The sequence below is a fragment of the Cognatiluteimonas lumbrici genome (genome assembly GCF_006476065.1).
GTDB classification, from domain to species: domain Bacteria; phylum Pseudomonadota; class Gammaproteobacteria; order Xanthomonadales; family Xanthomonadaceae; genus Cognatiluteimonas; species Cognatiluteimonas lumbrici.
The window spans coordinates 1,296,589-1,312,657 of the sequence record NZ_ML636798.1 but is presented as its reverse complement, the minus strand read 5'-3'; the positions used below and the strand labels follow the sequence as shown (position 1 = coordinate 1,312,657).

The 16,069-nt window shown below is 70.2% G+C and carries 14 protein-coding genes; 7 read left to right on the top strand and 7 right to left on the bottom strand.

Features of this window, described 5'->3' with window-relative positions:
• Window positions 1-20 precede the first annotated feature (20 nt).
• Together E4F25_RS06305 and E4F25_RS06300 are read right to left on the bottom strand one after the other, a co-directional pair.
• The gene (locus E4F25_RS06305) at window positions 21-959 is read right to left on the bottom strand and encodes an electron transfer flavoprotein subunit alpha/FixB family protein (protein ID WP_407062809.1); all 939 of its coding nucleotides are present in this window, start codon (window positions 957-959) and stop codon (window positions 21-23) included.
• The gene (locus tag E4F25_RS06300; protein WP_140909330.1) at window positions 959-1,711 is read right to left on the bottom strand and encodes an electron transfer flavoprotein subunit beta/FixA family protein; all 753 of its coding nucleotides are present in this window, start codon (window positions 1,709-1,711) and stop codon (window positions 959-961) included. The genes E4F25_RS06305 and E4F25_RS06300 overlap by 1 nt, the downstream gene beginning before the upstream one ends.
• 119 nt (window positions 1,712-1,830) lie before the next feature.
• Here E4F25_RS06300 and E4F25_RS06295 point away from each other — a divergent pair, with 119 nt between their 5' ends.
• The 3 genes from E4F25_RS06295 to cysN are packed head-to-tail and all read left to right on the top strand — an operon-like array spanning window position 1,831 to window position 6,013.
• Complete coding sequence (locus E4F25_RS06295) at window positions 1,831-3,243, top strand: mannose-1-phosphate guanylyltransferase/mannose-6-phosphate isomerase (RefSeq protein WP_140909329.1); 1,413 nt, start codon at window positions 1,831-1,833, stop codon at window positions 3,241-3,243.
• A complete protein-coding gene (cysD, locus tag E4F25_RS06290; protein WP_140909328.1) occupies window positions 3,240-4,157 on the top strand; it encodes a sulfate adenylyltransferase subunit CysD in 918 nt (305 codons plus the stop codon). Before E4F25_RS06295 ends, cysD begins: the two co-directional genes overlap by 4 nt.
• Window positions 4,157-6,013, top strand: a complete 1,857-nt coding sequence (gene cysN, locus E4F25_RS06285; RefSeq protein WP_140909327.1) for a sulfate adenylyltransferase subunit CysN — start codon at window positions 4,157-4,159, stop codon at window positions 6,011-6,013. Before cysD ends, cysN begins: the two co-directional genes overlap by 1 nt.
• Here cysN and E4F25_RS06280 read toward each other — a convergent pair.
• Window positions 6,010-7,455, bottom strand: a complete 1,446-nt coding sequence (locus E4F25_RS06280) for a phosphomannomutase (protein WP_140909326.1) — start codon at window positions 7,453-7,455, stop codon at window positions 6,010-6,012. The two genes, cysN and E4F25_RS06280, sit on opposite strands and share 4 nt — an antisense overlap.
• Window positions 7,456-7,568: 113 nt before the next feature.
• Here E4F25_RS06280 and E4F25_RS06275 point away from each other — a divergent pair, with 113 nt between their 5' ends.
• Genes E4F25_RS06275 through E4F25_RS06260 form a run of 4 tightly spaced genes read left to right on the top strand, consistent with a single transcriptional unit; the run spans window position 7,569 to window position 12,502 of the window.
• A complete protein-coding gene (locus E4F25_RS06275) occupies window positions 7,569-8,279 on the top strand; it encodes a CoA transferase subunit A (protein WP_140909325.1) in 711 nt (236 codons plus the stop codon).
• Window positions 8,279-8,905 carry a CoA transferase subunit B gene (locus tag E4F25_RS06270; RefSeq protein WP_140909324.1) on the top strand — a complete coding sequence of 209 codons (627 nt, stop codon included), beginning with the start codon at window positions 8,279-8,281 and terminating at the stop codon, window positions 8,903-8,905. The genes E4F25_RS06275 and E4F25_RS06270 overlap by 1 nt, the downstream gene beginning before the upstream one ends.
• A 26-nt stretch (window positions 8,906-8,931) precedes the next feature.
• Window positions 8,932-10,818 carry an LTA synthase family protein gene (locus E4F25_RS06265; RefSeq protein ID WP_140909323.1) on the top strand — a complete coding sequence of 629 codons (1,887 nt, stop codon included), beginning with the start codon at window positions 8,932-8,934 and terminating at the stop codon, window positions 10,816-10,818.
• A 28-nt stretch (window positions 10,819-10,846) separates the two neighbouring features.
• Complete coding sequence (locus tag E4F25_RS06260; protein WP_140910354.1) at window positions 10,847-12,502, top strand: electron transfer flavoprotein-ubiquinone oxidoreductase; 1,656 nt, start codon at window positions 10,847-10,849, stop codon at window positions 12,500-12,502.
• An 11-nt stretch (window positions 12,503-12,513) separates the two neighbouring features.
• On the opposite strand, the gene E4F25_RS06255 is transcribed toward E4F25_RS06260, so the two are convergent.
• The 4 genes from E4F25_RS06255 to E4F25_RS06240 all read right to left on the bottom strand — a co-directional run bounded on the left by E4F25_RS06255 (window position 12,514) and on the right by E4F25_RS06240 (window position 16,004).
• Entirely contained in the window at window positions 12,514-13,086 is a 573-nt protein-coding gene (locus E4F25_RS06255; protein ID WP_246069888.1) for an ABC-type transport auxiliary lipoprotein family protein, read from the bottom strand.
• A gap of 82 nt (window positions 13,087-13,168) precedes the next feature.
• The gene (locus E4F25_RS06250) at window positions 13,169-14,101 is read right to left on the bottom strand and encodes an MlaD family protein (RefSeq protein ID WP_140909321.1); all 933 of its coding nucleotides are present in this window, start codon (window positions 14,099-14,101) and stop codon (window positions 13,169-13,171) included.
• Complete coding sequence (locus E4F25_RS06245) at window positions 14,101-14,889, bottom strand: ABC transporter ATP-binding protein (protein ID WP_140909320.1); 789 nt, start codon at window positions 14,887-14,889, stop codon at window positions 14,101-14,103. Before E4F25_RS06245 ends, E4F25_RS06250 begins: the two co-directional genes overlap by 1 nt.
• A complete protein-coding gene (locus E4F25_RS06240) occupies window positions 14,889-16,004 on the bottom strand; it encodes an MlaE family ABC transporter permease (protein WP_140909319.1) in 1,116 nt (371 codons plus the stop codon). Before E4F25_RS06240 ends, E4F25_RS06245 begins: the two co-directional genes overlap by 1 nt.
• Window positions 16,005-16,069: the final 65 nt, after the last annotated feature.

Below are 16,069 nucleotides of genomic sequence, written 5' to 3'. Positions count from 1 at the left end.
CGGTACGCGTGCGGCCGCGATCACCCGATCGCAGCCTCCAGCTCCGGCAGGATCGTGAACAGGTCGCCGACCAGGCCGATGTCCGCGACCTCGAAGATCGGCGCGTCCGCGTCCTTGTTGATCGCCACGATCGTGCCGGCATCCTTGATGCCGGTCAGGTGCTGGATCGCGCCGCTGATGCCGACGGCGACGTACAGCTCCGGCGCGATGATCTTGCCGGTCTGGCCGACCTGCAGCTCGTTCGGGACGTAGCCGGCGTCCACGGCCGCGCGCGATGCGCCGACCGCGGCGCCGAGCCTGTCGGCGAGCTTGAAGATGATCTCGAAGTTCTCCTTCGAGCCGACGCCGCGGCCGCCGGAGACCACGCGCTTCGCGCTCTGCAGGTCGGGGCGGTCGGACTTGCCGGCGGCGAGCCCGACGAAGCGGGTGTGGGTCGGCAACTCGGCATCCACCGACACCGCCTCCACCGTCGCGCTGCCGCCGCTGACCGCCTCCGGCCAGGACGCCGTGCGCACGGTGGCGACCACGGCCTGGCCTTCCGGCGCCTTCACGGTGACGATCGCGTTGCCGGCATAGATCGGGCGCTTGAACACATGGCTGCCCTCGACCGCCATCAGGTCGGAGACCTGGGGCACGCCGAGCAGCGCGGCCACGCAGGGCATCAGGTCCTTGCCGAAGGTGGTGGACGGGCCGAACACGTGGCTGTAGCCCTCGGCCAGCTTCGCGACCTGCGGCGCCAGCACCTGCGCGATGGCGTGTTCGTTGGCGGCATCGGACACGGCCAGCACCTTGGACACGCCGGCGATCTTCGCGGCCTCGGCGGCCACGCCGGCGACATCGGCCGCCAGCACCACCACGTCGATGGCTTCCGGCGACAGCGCCTGCGCGGCCGACACGCACTTCGCGGTGGATGCGTTGAGCTTGCCGTCCTGGTGTTCGGCGACGATCAGTACCTTCATCACAGCAACCCCTTCTGCTTGAGCGCCGCGACCAGTTCGGCCGCGTCCTTCACCATCACTCCGCGGCTGCGCTTGGGCGGCGGCGCGTAGGCGGTGGCCTCCAGGCCCTGGCCGGCTTCCACGCCGAGGTCGGCGAACGGCACCGACTCCAGCGGCTTGCTCTTGGCCTTCATGATGTCCGGCAGCTTGATGAAGCGCGGCTCGTTGAGGCGCAGGTCGGTGGTGACCACGGCCGGCAGGGCGACCTCCAGGGTCTCCAGGCCGGCGTCCACCTCGCGGGTCACGGTGGCCTTGCCTTCGGCGACCTCGAGCTTCGAGGCGAAGGTCGCCTGCGGGCGGCCCCAGAGCGTGGCCAGCATCTGGCCGGTCTGGTTGGCGTCGTCGTCGATGGCCTGCTTGCCGAGGATCACCAGGTCCGGCTGTTCCTTCTCCACCAGCTTGAGCAGGGTGCGCGCGGCCGTGAGCGGCTGCACGTCCTGCCCGGCCTCGGTGACCACGTGGATGGCGCGGTTGGCACCCATGGCCAGGCCGTTGCGCAGGTGCGCCTGGGCGTCGGCGGGGGCGATGGTGGCGACCACCACCTCTGTCGCGATGCCCTTGTCGCGCAGGCGCAGGGCCTCCTCGAGGGCGATCTCGTCGAAGGGGTTGGCCGACAGCTTGACGCCGTCGGTGACCACGCCGGAGCCGTCCGGCCGGACCTGGATGCGGACGTTGGCGTCCACCACGCGCTTGTAGGCGACCAGGATCTTCATCGTTGGGGAATCCTCATGGGCCTCGGGCCTTCTCGGCCGACCCGCCAATTCTAGCGAACTGCGGGGAACGTCCGTGCATTCGGCTATCCTTTGCTGCCCAGAACACCCACGAGGCCAGGATGCTTCATCCCGTCATTCTCAGCGGCGGCAGTGGATCGCGGTTGTGGCCGCTATCCCGCCACAACCAGCCGAAGCAGTTCCTGGCCCTGGTCGGCGACCGCTCCCTGTTCCAGGAAACCGCGCTGCGTGCCGGCCGCCTGCCGGGCGTGCAGCCGCCGGTCGTGGTCTGCAGCGAGGACCATCGCTTCATGGTCGGCGAGCAGCTGCAGGAAATCGGTTCCGCGCATGGCGGCATCCTGCTCGAGCCCGTGGCCCGCAACACCGCGCCGGCGATCGCGCTGGCGGCGCTGCACCTGGTGGCCCGCGATCCCGACGCGACCCTGCTGGTGCTGCCGGCCGACCACCTGATCGAGAACGAGGCTTCGTTCCGCCAGGCCGTGGAGCAGGCCACCCGGCTGGCGGACGGGGACTGGCTGGTGACGTTCGGCATCGCGCCCGAGCATCCGGAAACGGGCTACGGCTACATCCAGCGCGGCGACGCGATCGACGGTGCCGGCTACCGCGTGCAGCGTTTCGTGGAGAAGCCGGACCTGGAGACGGCCACCTCGTACCTGGCCGCAGGGGACTACGCCTGGAACTCCGGGATGTTCATGTTCCGCGCCCGGCGCTATCTCGATGAACTCGGCACGCACGCGCCCGCGATCCTCGAGGCGGCCCGCAAGGCGTGCGAGGCCGCACAGGGCGACCTCGACTTCATCCGAATCGACAAGGCTGCGTTCGAGGCCAGCCCGAGCGATTCGATCGACTACGCGGTGATGGAGAAGACCGCCCGCGCCGCCGTGGTCCCCGTCAGCTGCGGCTGGAGCGACATCGGCTCCTGGTCCGCGCTGTGGGCGGCCGCCGAACACGATGCCGACGGCAACCGCCACGAGGGCGACGTGCTCTCCCTCGATTGCCGCAACAACCTCGTGCGCGCCGCCGACCGCAGGATGATCGCGACCATCGGCATCGACGACGTGGTGATCGTGGACACCCCCGACGCGACCCTGGTCGCGCGCAAGGACCGGGTCCAGGACGTCAAGCACATCGTGGACCGCATCAAGCAGTCCGGGCGCCAGGAGCACGCCTTCCACCGCAAGGTCTACCGGCCCTGGGGCAACTACGACTCCATCGACGCCGGCGAGCGCTTCCAGGTCAAGCGCATCGTGGTCAAGCCCGGCGCGGCGCTGAGCCTGCAGAAACACCACAAGCGCGCCGAGCACTGGGTGGTGGTCTCCGGCGTGGCCGAGGTCACCTGCGACGACAAGGTGTTCGACCTGCACGAGAACGAGAGCACCTTCATCCCGCTGGGCAGCGTGCACCGCCTGCGCAACAAGGGCACCGAGCCGGTCGAACTGATCGAGGTCCAGTCCGGCAGCTACCTGGGCGAGGACGACATCGTCCGCCTGGAGGACGTCTACGGACGATCATGACCGACGCGGCCGCCGCCACCCGCTCCCACCTCGACCGGCTCGAGGCCGAGAGCATCCACATCCTGCGCGAGGTGGCGGCGTGCTTCCGCAACCCGGTGCTGCTCTACTCGGTCGGCAAGGACAGCTCGGTACTGCTGCACCTGCTGCTGAAGGCGTTCCATCCGGCGCGCCCGCCGATGCCGATGCTGCACGTGGACACCACGTGGAAGTTCCGCGAGATGATCGCGTTCCGTGACCGGCGTGCCGCGGAAACCGGGATGGAGCTGCGCACCTGGACCAACCCCGAGGGGCTCGCGCATGGCGTCGGCCCGTTCACGCACGGCGCGACCGTGCACACCGACGTGATGAAGACCCAGGCGCTCAAGCAGGCTCTGGACAAGTGGGGCTTCGACGCCGCCATCGGCGGTGCCCGCCGCGACGAGGAGAAGTCGCGCGCAAAAGAGCGGATCTTCTCCTTCCGCAACGACCACCATCGCTGGGATCCCAAGAACCAGCGCCCGGAACTCTGGAACCTGTACAACACGGGCATCCGCAAGGGCGAGTCGGTGCGCGTGTTCCCGCTCTCCAACTGGACCGAACTCGACGTCTGGCTGTACATCCTGCGCGAGCGGATCCCGGTGCCGTCGCTCTACCTGGCGCGCGAACGCCCCGTGGTCGAGCGCGACGGGGCGCTGATCATGGTGGACGACGAGCGCCTGCCGCTGCGCGACGGCGAACGCCCTGTGCTGCGCAAGGTGCGCTTCCGCACGCTCGGCTGCTATCCGTTGACCGGGGCGATCGCGTCGGAGGCCGACACCCTGGAGAAGATCATCGCGGAGATGCTGGCCGCCACGACTTCCGAACGGCAAGGGCGCGTCATCGACCACGATCCGACCGCTTCGATGGAGAAGAAGAAACAGGAGGGCTACTTCTGATGGATGCCCTCGCCGGCTACCTGCGGGAGTACGAGTCGGCCGACCTGCTGCGCTTCATCACCTGCGGCAGCGTGGACGACGGCAAGAGCACGTTGATCGGCCGCCTGCTGTACGACACGCGGCTGCCGGACGACCAGCGGGCGGCGCTCGAAGCGGACAGCAAACGACATGGAACCCAGGGCGAGGGGATCGACTACGCGCTGTTGCTGGACGGGCTGGCCGCGGAGCGCGAGCAGGGCATTACCATCGACGTCGCCTACCGCTTCTTCGGCACCGCGCGCCGGCGCTTCATCGTCGCCGACTGCCCGGGGCACGAGCAGTACACGCGCAACATGGCCACCGGCGCCTCCACCGCCCAGTTGGCGGTGGTGCTGGTGGATGCGCGCAAGGGCCTGCTGACGCAGACCCGCCGGCACAGCTACATCGCTTCGTTGCTGGGTGTCCGCCATGTCCTGCTGGCGGTCAACAAGATGGACATGGTGGGCTACGACAGGGACGTGTTCCGCCGCATCGCTGGCGAGTACGAGGCGCTGGCGCGCAGCCTCGGGTTCGCCCACGTCGCCAGCATCCCGATCTCCGCGCTGAAGGGCGACAACGTGACCGTGCGCTCCCCGGCCATGCCATGGCACGAGGGCGGGAGCCTGCTCGAGTACCTGGAAGGCGTCGAGCTCGAGCCGCCGGCGGACACGGATGCGTTCCGGATGCCGGTGCAGTGGGTTTGCCGGCCGGACCAGGACTTCCGCGGCTTCGCCGGCACGGTGGTCGCCGGCACGGTGCGGCCCGGCGACGAGGTCGTGGTGCTGCCGTCGGCCCGGCGGTCGAGGATCGCGCGGATCGTCACCGCGGAGGGCGACCTGCCCGCGGCGCCGGCCGGCAGCGCGGTGGTGCTGACCCTGTCCGACGAGGTGGATGCCAGCCGGGGCGATGTCATCGCTGCGGCGGCCAACCCGCCCGACGTCGCCGACCAGTTCGCGGCGCACGTGCTGTGCCTCGGGGACGAAGCGCTGTTGCCGGGACGCTCGTACTGGCTGCGCATTGGGGCCCGGGTGGTGAGCGCGCAGGTGACCGAGATCAAGCACAAGGTGGACGTCAACACGCAGGAAGCGCTGGCCGCCCGGCACCTGGAGACCAACGAGGTCGGCTACTGCAACCTGTACCTGGACGAGGCGGTGCCCTTCGAACGCTATTGCGACAACCGCGACCTGGGCGCCTTCATCCTGATGGACCGCCAGACCAACGCCACCGTGGCCGCCGGGACGCTGGACTTCGCGCTGCGGCGCGCGCACAACCTGCACTGGCAGCACATGGACGTGGACAAGGCGGCGCGCGCCGCGCTGAAGCAGCAGAAGCCGCGCTGCCTCTGGTTCACCGGCATTTCCGGCGCCGGCAAGTCCGCGATCGCCAACCTGCTGGAGAAGCGGCTGGTGTCCATGGGCCACCACACCTACCTGCTCGATGGCGACAACATCCGCCATGGCCTCAGCAAGGACCTCGGCTTCGCCGACGAGGACCGGGTGGAGAACATCCGCCGGGTCGCGGAGGTGGCGAAGCTGATGGTGGACGCCGGCCTGATCGTGATGGTCGCGTTCATCTCGCCGTTCCGTGCCGACCGGCGGATGGCGCGCGAGCTGTTCGCGGACGGGGAGTTCATGGAGATCTTCGTGGACACCCCGCTCGAGGTCGCCGAACAACGCGACGCCAAGGGCCTCTACGCCAAGGCGAGGGCGGGGGAGTTGCGCAACTTCACCGGCATCGACTCCCCGTATGAAGCGCCATTCAACGCCGAGCTGACGCTCTCCACCGTCGGCGCCACCGTGGGGGAATTGGTGGACCGCGTGCTCAAGGCGCTGGATTAACCGCCAGCGGCCAAGGTGGCCAGCACGTTGTTCACCAGGGCCCGTGCCCCGCTCGCGCTGCCCGCCTCGCTGTAGCAACGCAGTTCCGGTGCGTTCCCGGAAGGGCGCAGGTGCACGACGTCGCCGTTCGTGGCAGTGACCCGCAAGCCGTCCGTGGTGTCGACCGCGGCTGCTTCCGCCGGGGCGATCCCGGCCAGCACCAGCAACGACGCGGGGTCACCGCCGAAGCGGGCCAGCAGTTCCCGGCTGCGCCCGGCCGGCACCTCCTGCAGGCGATCGCTCGCCGTGAAGCGGCCGGGAAGGTCGCCGGCCAGCGCCGACAGCGGAACGCCGGCCTGCGCGGCCGCCGCCAGCACGGCCAGCGCGGGCAGCGCGGCGTCGCGGGTGGGAAGCGGGGAGAGCATGCCGTTCGGCGATTCGATCGCACTGCCGAGGAGGAAGCCGCCGTTGGCCTCGAAGCCAGCGACCCGGCGGCCATCGGCCCGCAGCCCTTCCATCGCTTCGATCACGTAGGGCGACCCGATCCGGGTGCGCACCACTGTCTCGAATGCCCCACAGCGTTCGATGGCGGTGTTGCAGCTGACCGGCACCGCGAGTGCATCGATGCCGAGCTGCCGCGCGCACAGCAGCCCGACGATATCGCCACGCAGCCATTCGCCGCGCTCGTCGGCGAGCAGCGGGCGGTCGCCGTCGCCGTCGGTGGAAACGATCGCATCCAGGGCATGTTCCCGGGCCCAGTCGCGTCCGCGGCGGATGTCGGCTTCCGCGACCGCTTCCGTGTCGATCGGGACGAAGCCGTCGGTCCGGCCCAGCTCCAGCACCTCCGCGCCGAACTCGCGCAGGATCCTGGCCAGGATGTCCCGCGCCGCGCTGGAATGCTGGTACAGCGCGATGCGCCTTCCGCGCAGCAGCTCCCGCGGGAAGAACCCGAGGGCGCGCCGGACGTAGGCTTCCGTCGCGGCCGGGTCGGTGGCGGGCAACCCCGTCGGCACGATGGCCGGCATCGGCACTTCCGCGGCCAGGATGGCCTGCTCGTCCGCCTTGTCGATCTCGCCGTCGGGCCGGTAGAACTTCAGGCCGTTGCGGTCGAAGGGAATGTGGCTGCCGGTCACCATCACCGCCGGAACTCCCCGGGACATCGCGTGCAGCGCCAGCGCGGGGGTGGGCAACATCCCGCAGCACTCCACTTCCATGCCGGCGGCGCGGATGGCCGCGACGACGGCGGCGGCGATCCGCGGGCTGCTGGGGCGCAGGTCCCAGCCGACCGCGACCCGGTCGAACCGGAACCTGCGCAAGACCACCGCGATGAACGCCGTGACGAACGCCGCGCAGGCTTCGTCGGTCAGGTCTTCCACCAGCCCGCGCGCGCCACTCGTGCCGAAGCCGATGCCGCTGGCGCGGATGATGTCGCCGGTATCCGGCGTGGTCGATTGCAGGTTCATGGCGTCCTCGATGCGGCCCGCCATTGTGCCGCAGCTGCGGCATTGCCCGAAGGTACGGGGCCCGTCCCCTCCCGCCGCGCTAAACTGGACGTTCGGCAACCCGGGAACTCGAAATGGCTGCAACCAGGCTCTACCAGGACGCCAATGAAGCCCTCCGCGGCGTCGTCGCGGACAACCAGACCCTCGCGGTCGGCGGTTTCGGCCTCTGCGGCATCCCCGAGGCGCTGATCGCCGCGCTGCGGGATTCCGGGGTCAAGGGCCTGACGGTGATCTCCAACAACGCCGGCGTGGACGGCTTCGGCCTCGGGCTGCTGCTGGGCACGCGCCAGATCCGCAAGATGATTTCGTCCTACGTGGGCGAGAACAAGGAGTTCGAGCGCCAGTTCCTGGCCGGCGAGCTCGAGCTGGAGTTCAACCCGCAGGGCACGCTGGCCGAGCGCCTGCGTGCAGGCGGCGCCGGCATCCCGGCGTTCTTCACCGCCACCGGCTACGGCACGGTGGTCGCCGAGGGCAAGGAGACGCGCGAGTTCGACGGCCGCATGTACGTGATGGAGACCGCGCTCACCGCCGATGTCTCGCTGGTCAAGGCGTGGAAGGCGGACAAGGCCGGCAACCTCGTGTTCCGCAAGACCGCGCGCAACTTCAACCCGGCCTGCGCGATGGCCGGCAAGGTGTGCGTCGCCGAGGTCGAGGAGGTCGTCGAAGTCGGCGCGATCGACCCGGACCAGGTGCACCTGCCCGGCATCTATGTGGACCGCATCGTGCTCAACCCGCACCCGGAGAAGCGCATCGAGCAGCGCATCATCCGCCAGGAGGTGAAGTGATGGCCTGGACCCGCGACGAAATGGCGAAGCGCGCCGCCCGGGAACTGACCGACGGCGCCTACGTGAACCTCGGCATCGGCCTGCCGACGCTGGTCGCCAACCACATCCCGGAGGGCGTGGACGTGTGGCTGCAGAGCGAGAACGGGCTGCTCGGCATCGGCCCGTTCCCGACCGAGGACGAGCTCGACGCCGACCTGATCAACGCCGGCAAGCAGACGGTGACCGCGCGCAAGGGCGCCAGCTACTTCGGCAGCCACGACAGCTTCGCGATGATCCGCGGCGGCCACATCGACCTCGCGATCCTCGGTGCGATGGAAGTGACCGACAAGGGCGACCTCGCCAACTGGATGGTGCCCGGCAAGATGGTCAAGGGCATGGGCGGGGCCATGGACCTGGTGGCCGGCGTGCAGCGCGTGGTGGTGCTGATGGAGCACGTCACCAAGCACGGCGATCCCAAGATCCTGCCCGAATGCACGCTGCCGCTGACCGGCGTCGGCGTGGTGAGCCGCATCATCACCGACCTCGGCGTGCTGGACGTGACCGCGGATGGCCTGGAGCTGGTCGAGCTCGCCCCCGGCGTCGAGGAAGCCGAACTCCGCGCCAAGACCGCCGCTCCCATCATGTAGGAGCGGCGCTCGCGCCGACCACCCACGTGCGTCGCCCTCCCACGCCCCTGCTGTTCCATGCAATCGCCCTCCTGGCCGCCTACCTGGCGGCGCTGTGGCTGTACCTGGACCGGGTGCCGGGCACGCCGGGCGGCCTCGCGCTCGCGTCCTGGCTGCTGCTGCCGCTGGCGGAACTGGCCGCCTACGTGCTGCTGGGGTCGGCGCTGCTCCGCGGTGCCCGCGGCAGCCGCTGGCGGTTGCCGGCCTTCGCGGCGCTGGCCCTGCTGGTCACGCTGGCCTGGCTGGCCCAGCTCGCGGCGCTGGTGATCGGCAATGCCTACATCAGCGTGCTCGCGCTCGAGAACGCGGAGCACGCGCGCCTGACGGCAGACCATGGGCAATGGCGCCTGATGGCCGCCGGCGTGGCCGCCTGGGGCATCGTGGTGGCATTTGCCTGGCATGGGCGCCAGGCCAGCCAGCGAGGGAATGCGGGTGTCGGCGCAAAGGCCTGGCCGTTGCTGGCCGCCGCCGGCCTGTGCGCGGTCGTGGTGGTCGCCAATGCGCGCGTGGACGATGCCGGCGGCACCGTGCGACTGTTGCCCGGGCAATCGCCGCTGGCCGCGCTGGCCCGGACCGGCAGCGACTGGTTCTCGGGGCAGGAGGCGGGCGAGTCCCCACCCGGGATGCTGGCGGCCGCGCACGCGACCGGGACGGATGCAGGCAACGCCTGCGGCAACATCCCCGCGACCGGCGACTGGCCGTTGTTGCGCGAGCGGGTGGCGAAGGTGCCGCTGCCGTTCGCCAGCGACGACGATGCCCCGGACCGGCCGAACATCATCGTGCTGTTCGCCGAGGGCACGTCCTCCCGGCTGCTCGAGGCCTACGGCGGCCGCTATCCCGGGCTGACCCCGAACATCAGCCGCATGGCCGCGCGGTCCATGGTGGTGGACGACTACTTCAACCACACCGCGGCGACCTTCCGTGGCCTCCAGGGGCAGATGAGCTCCGGCTTCCCGCGCCATGGCGGCGCCGAGAAGGGCTCGGGCTGGACCGAGAAGGACAACGCGACGGCCTACGAGAAGAAGTCCTATGCCACGGTCTCGCGGATCCTCCACGACCGCGGCTACCACACCGCGTTCTTCTCGCCGCATCCCGCCAGGGACGCCTTGACCCGCCTGATCGCGATGCTCGGCTTCGACGAGGTGTACACCCTCGAGCGCAGCCGCGCGCTGCTGGGTTCGCTGGGCCCGCTGAACCGGGGATCGCTGACCGATCGCGACCTGTTCCGTGCCGTGCGCACCTTCCTCGAGCAGCGCCCGCCGGACGCCGCGCCGGTGTTCGTCGCCACCTACAACATCGGCACCCACGCGTTCCTGGATTCGCCGCCCGGCGCGAAGAAGTACGGCGACGGCGGCAACATCAGCCTCAACACGCTGCACGAGTTCGACGCCGAATTCGGACGCTTCTACGACTGGTTCATCCAGTCCCGCCACGCCGACGACACCCTGCTGGTGCTGACCTCGGACCACGCGCACTACCCGGAGCCGCCGTACGTCGAGGTCGCGGGCGACGACCTTGCCCCGTACTTCGTGGACCGCATCCCGCTGCTGGTGCATGCGCCGTGGCTGGACCTGCCCGCGCGCTACGACGCCCGTGGCCGCACCTCGCTCGACTTCGCGCCGACCCTGCTGCAGCTCGCGGGGGTGCAGGACGCCCGCAACAGCTTCGTCGGCCGCACCCTCTTCAACCCGGCCGCGGACAAGCCGCTGCAGGTGGCGGCGATCGGGACCTCGCTGTACGCGATCGAGGACGGACGCGTGAAACCGGCGGCGAAGGTCAGCCCCGGGCTGGCGGGCGTGGTGGCCGATTGCCGGGCATGGGTGGAGCGCTACTACGCCCTGGAGCGGCGGAACCGGATCTTCCCGCCTCTGTAGAATCCCGTCCATGGCCGAGGATCCCCGCATGCAGCCCCAGGACGAAGCAGCGACCACGCAGACCGTCGAACCCGAGCGCGACGTCATGGAATACGACGTCGTCACCGTCGGCGCCGGGCCGGCCGGGCTGGCGTTCGCCATCCGCCTGAAGCAGCTCGCGCCGGACCTGTCGGTCTGCGTCCTCGAGAAGGGCGCCACCGTCGGCGCGCACATCCTGTCGGGCGCGGTGATCGAGCCGCAGCCGCTGGACGCGCTGCTGCCGGGCTGGCGCGACAACCCGCCGCCGGTATGCGTGCCGGCGCAGGAAGACGAGTTCTGGCTGCTCACGAAGGACGGCGGCCGCAAGCTACCGGTGGTGCCGCCGGGCATGCGCAACCACGGCAACTTCATCGTCAGCCTCGGCGCGCTGTGCGCTTGGCTGGCGCCGCAGGCCGAGGCGCTGGGCGTCGAGATCTACCCGGGCTTCGCCGCGGCCTCGATGCTCTACGACGACGACGGCCGGGTCGCCGGCGTGCGCATCGGCGACATGGGCGTGGCGAAGGACGGCCGCCACAAGCCCGGCTACACCCCCGGCATAGACATCCGCGCCAGGGTCACGGTGCTCGCGGAAGGCGCGCGCGGCAGCCTCACCAAGCAGCTGGTGAAGCGCTTCGGCCTCGATGCCGACAGCGACCCGCAGGCCTACTCGATCGGCATCAAGGAGCTGTGGCAGCTTCCGGCGGGGCGGGTGACGCCCGGCAGGATCGTGCACAGCCTCGGCTGGCCCGCGGACAACGCGACCTACGGCGGCAGCTTCCTGTACCACCTGGACAACGACCAGGTCGCGCTCGGCTACGTCAGCGGGCTCGACTACAAGGACCCGAACTACCGTCCGTGGGAGGCCTTCCAGCAATGGAAGAACCACCCGACGGTGAAGCCGCTGCTGGAGGGCGGCAGCATCCTCTCGGCCGGCGCGCGCGCGATCGTCACCGGCGGCTACCAGTCGCTGCCGAAGGTGGAGATGCCCGGTGCGCTGCTGGTCGGCGACGGTGCCGGCCTGCTCAACGTGCCCAAGATCAAGGGCACCCACCAGGCGATCCGCAGCGGCATGCTCGCCGCCGAGCACCTGGCCGCGCAGGCCGCGGGCGGCACCCTCGACAGCGCCGGCTTCGACGCGAAGCTGCGCGCATCGCCGGCGATGGCCGAGCTGCGCAAGGTCCGCAACATCAAGCCGGGCTTCAAGAAGGGGCTGTGGGCGGGCCTGCTCAACGCCGCCTGGGAAACCGTCACCGGCGGCTTGTCGCCGTGGACCCTGCGCAACAAGCCGGACTGGTGCTCGCTGGAGAAGCTCGCCGACTACGCCTCGCCCGAGCGCGACTGGGGACAGCGCGAGCTACCGCCGCGCGACCGTCTGCAGGGCGTATACTTCGCCGCCACCGCGCACGACGAGGACCAGCCGGTGCACCTGGTGGTGCACGACACCAGCATCTGCGTGGAGCGCTGCACGGTCGAGTATGGCAATCCGTGCGAGCGCTTCTGCCCGGCCGGGGTCTACGAGATGGTCGAGGATGGGGAGGGACGCAGGCTGCAGGTCAACGCCGCCAACTGCGTGCACTGCAAGACCTGCGACATCAAGGACCCCTACGAGATCATCACCTGGGTGACGCCGGAAGGCGGTTCCGGGCCCAACTACCAGAACCTGTAGGAGCGGCGCTCCTACAGGGATTTCCCGGACCGGAGGGTCCAGCCGGCGATGTCGCCGGCCACCTCGCCAAGTGCGATCCCGAACGCCTGCGCCACCTGCGCGACATCGGCGCCCTGCGCGGGAACGGCCTCGCGGAAGGTCTGTTCGGCGACCACCTCGCGGCCGATGCTGCGCACCAGCTTGGCGTGCACCTCGACCAGGGCCGCGGGCGATGGCGCTCCGCCGTAGTCCGCCTCGTAGCGGCGCAGGTCCAGTTCCAGCCGGTAGTCCGAGGCGATGCCGCTCTCCTGGCGCGCGACCGCGGCGATCTTGTCGGAGTCCTCGAGCGTGCGCAGCACCGCGTCGCGCAGCTGCTCGGCCGGCTCGCTGGCCCACAGCGCGCCCTTGTACACCTGCAGCTCGCCCGGCACCGGCCGCACCGCGATGCGCCGGCTCTCGAGCATGCCGCCGGCGTGGACCTTGGGAATCCCGAGTTGCCACTGCGCCACCGGCCAGGCCGGATCGGCGGCCACCTGCACCACCGGCGCGTAGATGGACACGGGTTCCTTCTCGCCGCCGACGAGGGTGCAGCCGGCGAGGAGCATGCTGGCCAAGACCGCGGCGAGCGTGGGTCGCGGCGCTAGCGCCGCTCCTACAGTTCCCCGTTCCCCGTTCCCCGTTCCCGCTTCACTCTTCATTGGGATCGAACTCCTTGGGCGCGCTCCGCCCCATCAGGTACGCCGCCGGGCCGCCCTGCAGCCCTTCGCTGATCTGGCGCAGGTCGCGGATCAGGGCCTGCATCTCCGCCAGCGTCGGTGCGAGCTGGGCCAGGCCGTCGTTGGTGAAGCTGCGGATCGCGGCACGGTTCTCGTTGATCACCGCGTCGGCGCCGCCGGCGGCGGCGTCGAGGCGGGTGAGGGTGCTGTCCAGCTTGGCGACCAGCGCGGGCAGCTTGTCCACGAGTTCGCGGTCGAAGTCGTCGACCGCGCGGTTGGTGCTGGCCAGCGTCTTGCGGAGCAACTCGCTGGATTCGCGCGCGTTGACGATCAACGTACGCAGGTCCTCGCGCTGCGCCGCGACCGTGCCGGTCATGGTCTCGATGTTCTCGAGGGTGTTGGCGATCCGCTGCACGTTCTCCTCGCTCAGCACCTGGTCCATGCGCGCGACCAGCCGGTTGGCGGTGTCGGCGATGTTCTGCAGCGCCGAGGCCTCGGTGCGGATCACCGGCAGCTCGTAGCGCGAATCCGCGAGCAACGGTGGCGACTCCGGGGTGCCGCCGGTGAGCTGGATGAACGGCACGCCGGTCAGGCCGGTGATCGAGAGCTTGGCGCGCGTGTCCACCTTCACCGGGGTGCTGGCCTTGAGCTTGAGCCGCGCGATGACCCGGCGCGGATCCTCCTGGTCGAGCTCGAGCCGCTCGACCGTGCCCACGGCGATGCCGTTGTATTGCACCGAGCTGCCCTCGGTGAGGCCGGTGACCGGCTCGGTGAACACCACCAGGTACTCGCGCCAGTCGCGCTCGGAGGAGTACTTCGCGGCCCACAGGCCGAACAGCAGCAGGAACACCGCGGTGACCAGGGTGAAGGCGCCGATCAGGACGTAGTTGGCCTTGGTTTCCATTAGGTCCTCCCTGCCGCCTGCTGCGCGGCGCGGCCGCGGGGGCCGTTGAAGTAGTCCTGCACCCACGGGTGCTCCAGCCGCTCGAGTTCCGCGACCGGCGCCACCGCCAGGATGCGGCGGTCGGCGAGCACCGCCACGCGGTCGCAGATAGCGTACAGGGTGTCGAGGTCGTGGGTGATGAGGAACACGGTGAGCCCCAGCGCCTGTTGCAGGGTGCGGATGAGCGCGTCGAAGGCGGCCGCGCCGATCGGGTCGAGCCCGGCGGTGGGTTCGTCCAGGAACAGCAGCGGCGGGTCCAGCGCCAGCGCCCGCGCGAGGCCGGCGCGCTTGCGCATGCCGCCGGACAGTTGCGACGGCAGCTTGTCGATCGCGTCCGCCGGCAGGCCGGCGAGCTTCACCTTGAGCAGCGCCAGCTCGTAGAGCAGCGAATCGGGCAGCCCGGGATGGTGCTCCTTGAGCGGCACCTGCACGTTCTCGCCCACGGTCAGCGAGGAGAACAGGGCGCCGTCCTGGAACAGCACGCCGGTGTGGCGCTCGATGTGCAGGCGGTCGTCGGGGTCCTCGGAGCGCGCGTCGACGCCCAGCACTTCGATCTCGCCGGCGTCGGGTTCGCGCAGGCCGATGATCGAGCGCATCAGCACCGACTTGCCGGTGCCCGAGCCGCCGACGATGCCGAGGATCTCCCCGCGGCGCACGTCCAGGTCCAGGCCTTCATGCACCACCTGGGCGCCGAAGCGGTTGGCCAGGCCACGCACGCGGATGATGGGGTGGTCTGCGGCGGTGTCCATCACCAATCCATCTGCATGAACCAGATCGCGAACAGGGCGTCGAGCACGATCACCAGCGAGATCGTCTGCACCACCGACGACGTGGTGCGCTCGCCGACCGACTGCGCGGTGCCCTTCACCTGCAGGCCCTCGAGGCAGCCGATCAGGGCGATCACGATCGCGAATACCGGGGCCTTCGCCAGCCCGACCAGGAAATGCCGCAGTTCCATCGTCTCCTGCATGCGCGCGTAGTAGGCCTGCGGCGGGATGTCGAGCCCGAACGCGCCCACCGACATGCCGCCCAGCAGGCCGAGGATGTCGGAGACGAAGGTCAGCAGCGGCAGCATCACCACCAGCGCCAGCAGCCGCGGGATCACCAGCACGTCCACCGGGTCCAGGCCCAGGGTGCGCATCGCGTCCACCTCCTCGCGACTGACCATGGCGCCGATCTGCGCGGTGAACGCGCTCGCGGTGCGGCCGGCCAGCACGATCGAGGTCATCAGGACCCCGAACTCGCGCAGGAACGCGACGTTGACCAGTTCGACCACGTACATGGTGGCGCCGAAGTCGGCCAGGATGTTGGCCCCGAGGAAGGCGATCACCGCGCCCACCAGGTAGGACAGCAGGGCCACCAGCGGCACGGCGTCGAGGCCGACCTGTTCCATGTGGTGCACGGTGGAGATGGCGCGGAACCGGCGCGGCTCGCGGACCATGCGCGCCAGCTTCCACAGGTTCTCGCCGAGGAAGCTGACCAGCGCGACCACTTCGCGCGCGTTGTCGGTGACCGCGTAGCCGAGGCGCCCGAGGGCCGCGGCGACGCCGTACTCGCGCTTGCGCGGCGGGCGCTCGTCGGCCACGTCCTCGATCGCGTCCACCAGCGCGTGGTGCTCGGGGCTGAAGCGGAAGGCGTCGAAGTCGAGCCCGTTGCGGCGCGCGTGGCGCAGCAGTTGCAGCACGCCGAGGGAATCCAGCCGCTCCACCCCGGTGGCGTCGAGGGGATGCGCGCCGGCGGCCGCGGCCTCGCGCAAGGCGGCCGCCATGGCGGCGGCGTGATCCAGCGTCCAGCTCCCCAGCAGCCGGGGACGCTCGCTGTCGCTTGCTTCGATGCTGGGCCTGGTCTCGCTGGCGGCGGTCATGCGGCTGGCAATCCGGTGCTCCAACGGCCGAGGATACAGACTCGGGCAACGCCTGCGTGCGATGC

Excerpts from the sequence above, each read along its gene's own strand:
- E4F25_RS06305 (WP_407062809.1), bottom strand. The coding sequence starts at position 959 with ATGAAGGTACTGATCGTCGCCGAACACCAGGACGGCAAGCTCAACGCA.
- E4F25_RS06300 (WP_140909330.1), bottom strand. The coding sequence starts at position 1,711 with ATGAAGATCCTGGTCGCCTACAAGCGCGTGGTGGACGCCAACGTCCGC.
- E4F25_RS06295 (WP_140909329.1), top strand. The coding sequence starts at position 1,831 with ATGCTTCATCCCGTCATTCTCAGCGGCGGCAGTGGATCGCGGTTGTGG.
- cysD (WP_140909328.1), top strand. The coding sequence starts at position 3,240 with ATGACCGACGCGGCCGCCGCCACCCGCTCCCACCTCGACCGGCTCGAG.
- cysN (WP_140909327.1), top strand. The coding sequence starts at position 4,157 with ATGGATGCCCTCGCCGGCTACCTGCGGGAGTACGAGTCGGCCGACCTG.
- E4F25_RS06280 (WP_140909326.1), bottom strand. The coding sequence starts at position 7,455 with ATGAACCTGCAATCGACCACGCCGGATACCGGCGACATCATCCGCGCC.
- E4F25_RS06275 (WP_140909325.1), top strand. The coding sequence starts at position 7,569 with ATGGCTGCAACCAGGCTCTACCAGGACGCCAATGAAGCCCTCCGCGGC.
- E4F25_RS06270 (WP_140909324.1), top strand. The coding sequence starts at position 8,279 with ATGGCCTGGACCCGCGACGAAATGGCGAAGCGCGCCGCCCGGGAACTG.
- E4F25_RS06260 (WP_140910354.1), top strand. The coding sequence starts at position 10,847 with ATGCAGCCCCAGGACGAAGCAGCGACCACGCAGACCGTCGAACCCGAG.
- E4F25_RS06255 (WP_246069888.1), bottom strand. The coding sequence starts at position 13,086 with ATGCTCCTCGCCGGCTGCACCCTCGTCGGCGGCGAGAAGGAACCCGTG.
- E4F25_RS06250 (WP_140909321.1), bottom strand. The coding sequence starts at position 14,101 with ATGGAAACCAAGGCCAACTACGTCCTGATCGGCGCCTTCACCCTGGTC.
- E4F25_RS06245 (WP_140909320.1), bottom strand. The coding sequence starts at position 14,889 with ATGGACACCGCCGCAGACCACCCCATCATCCGCGTGCGTGGCCTGGCC.
- E4F25_RS06240 (WP_140909319.1), bottom strand. The coding sequence starts at position 16,004 with ATGACCGCCGCCAGCGAGACCAGGCCCAGCATCGAAGCAAGCGACAGC.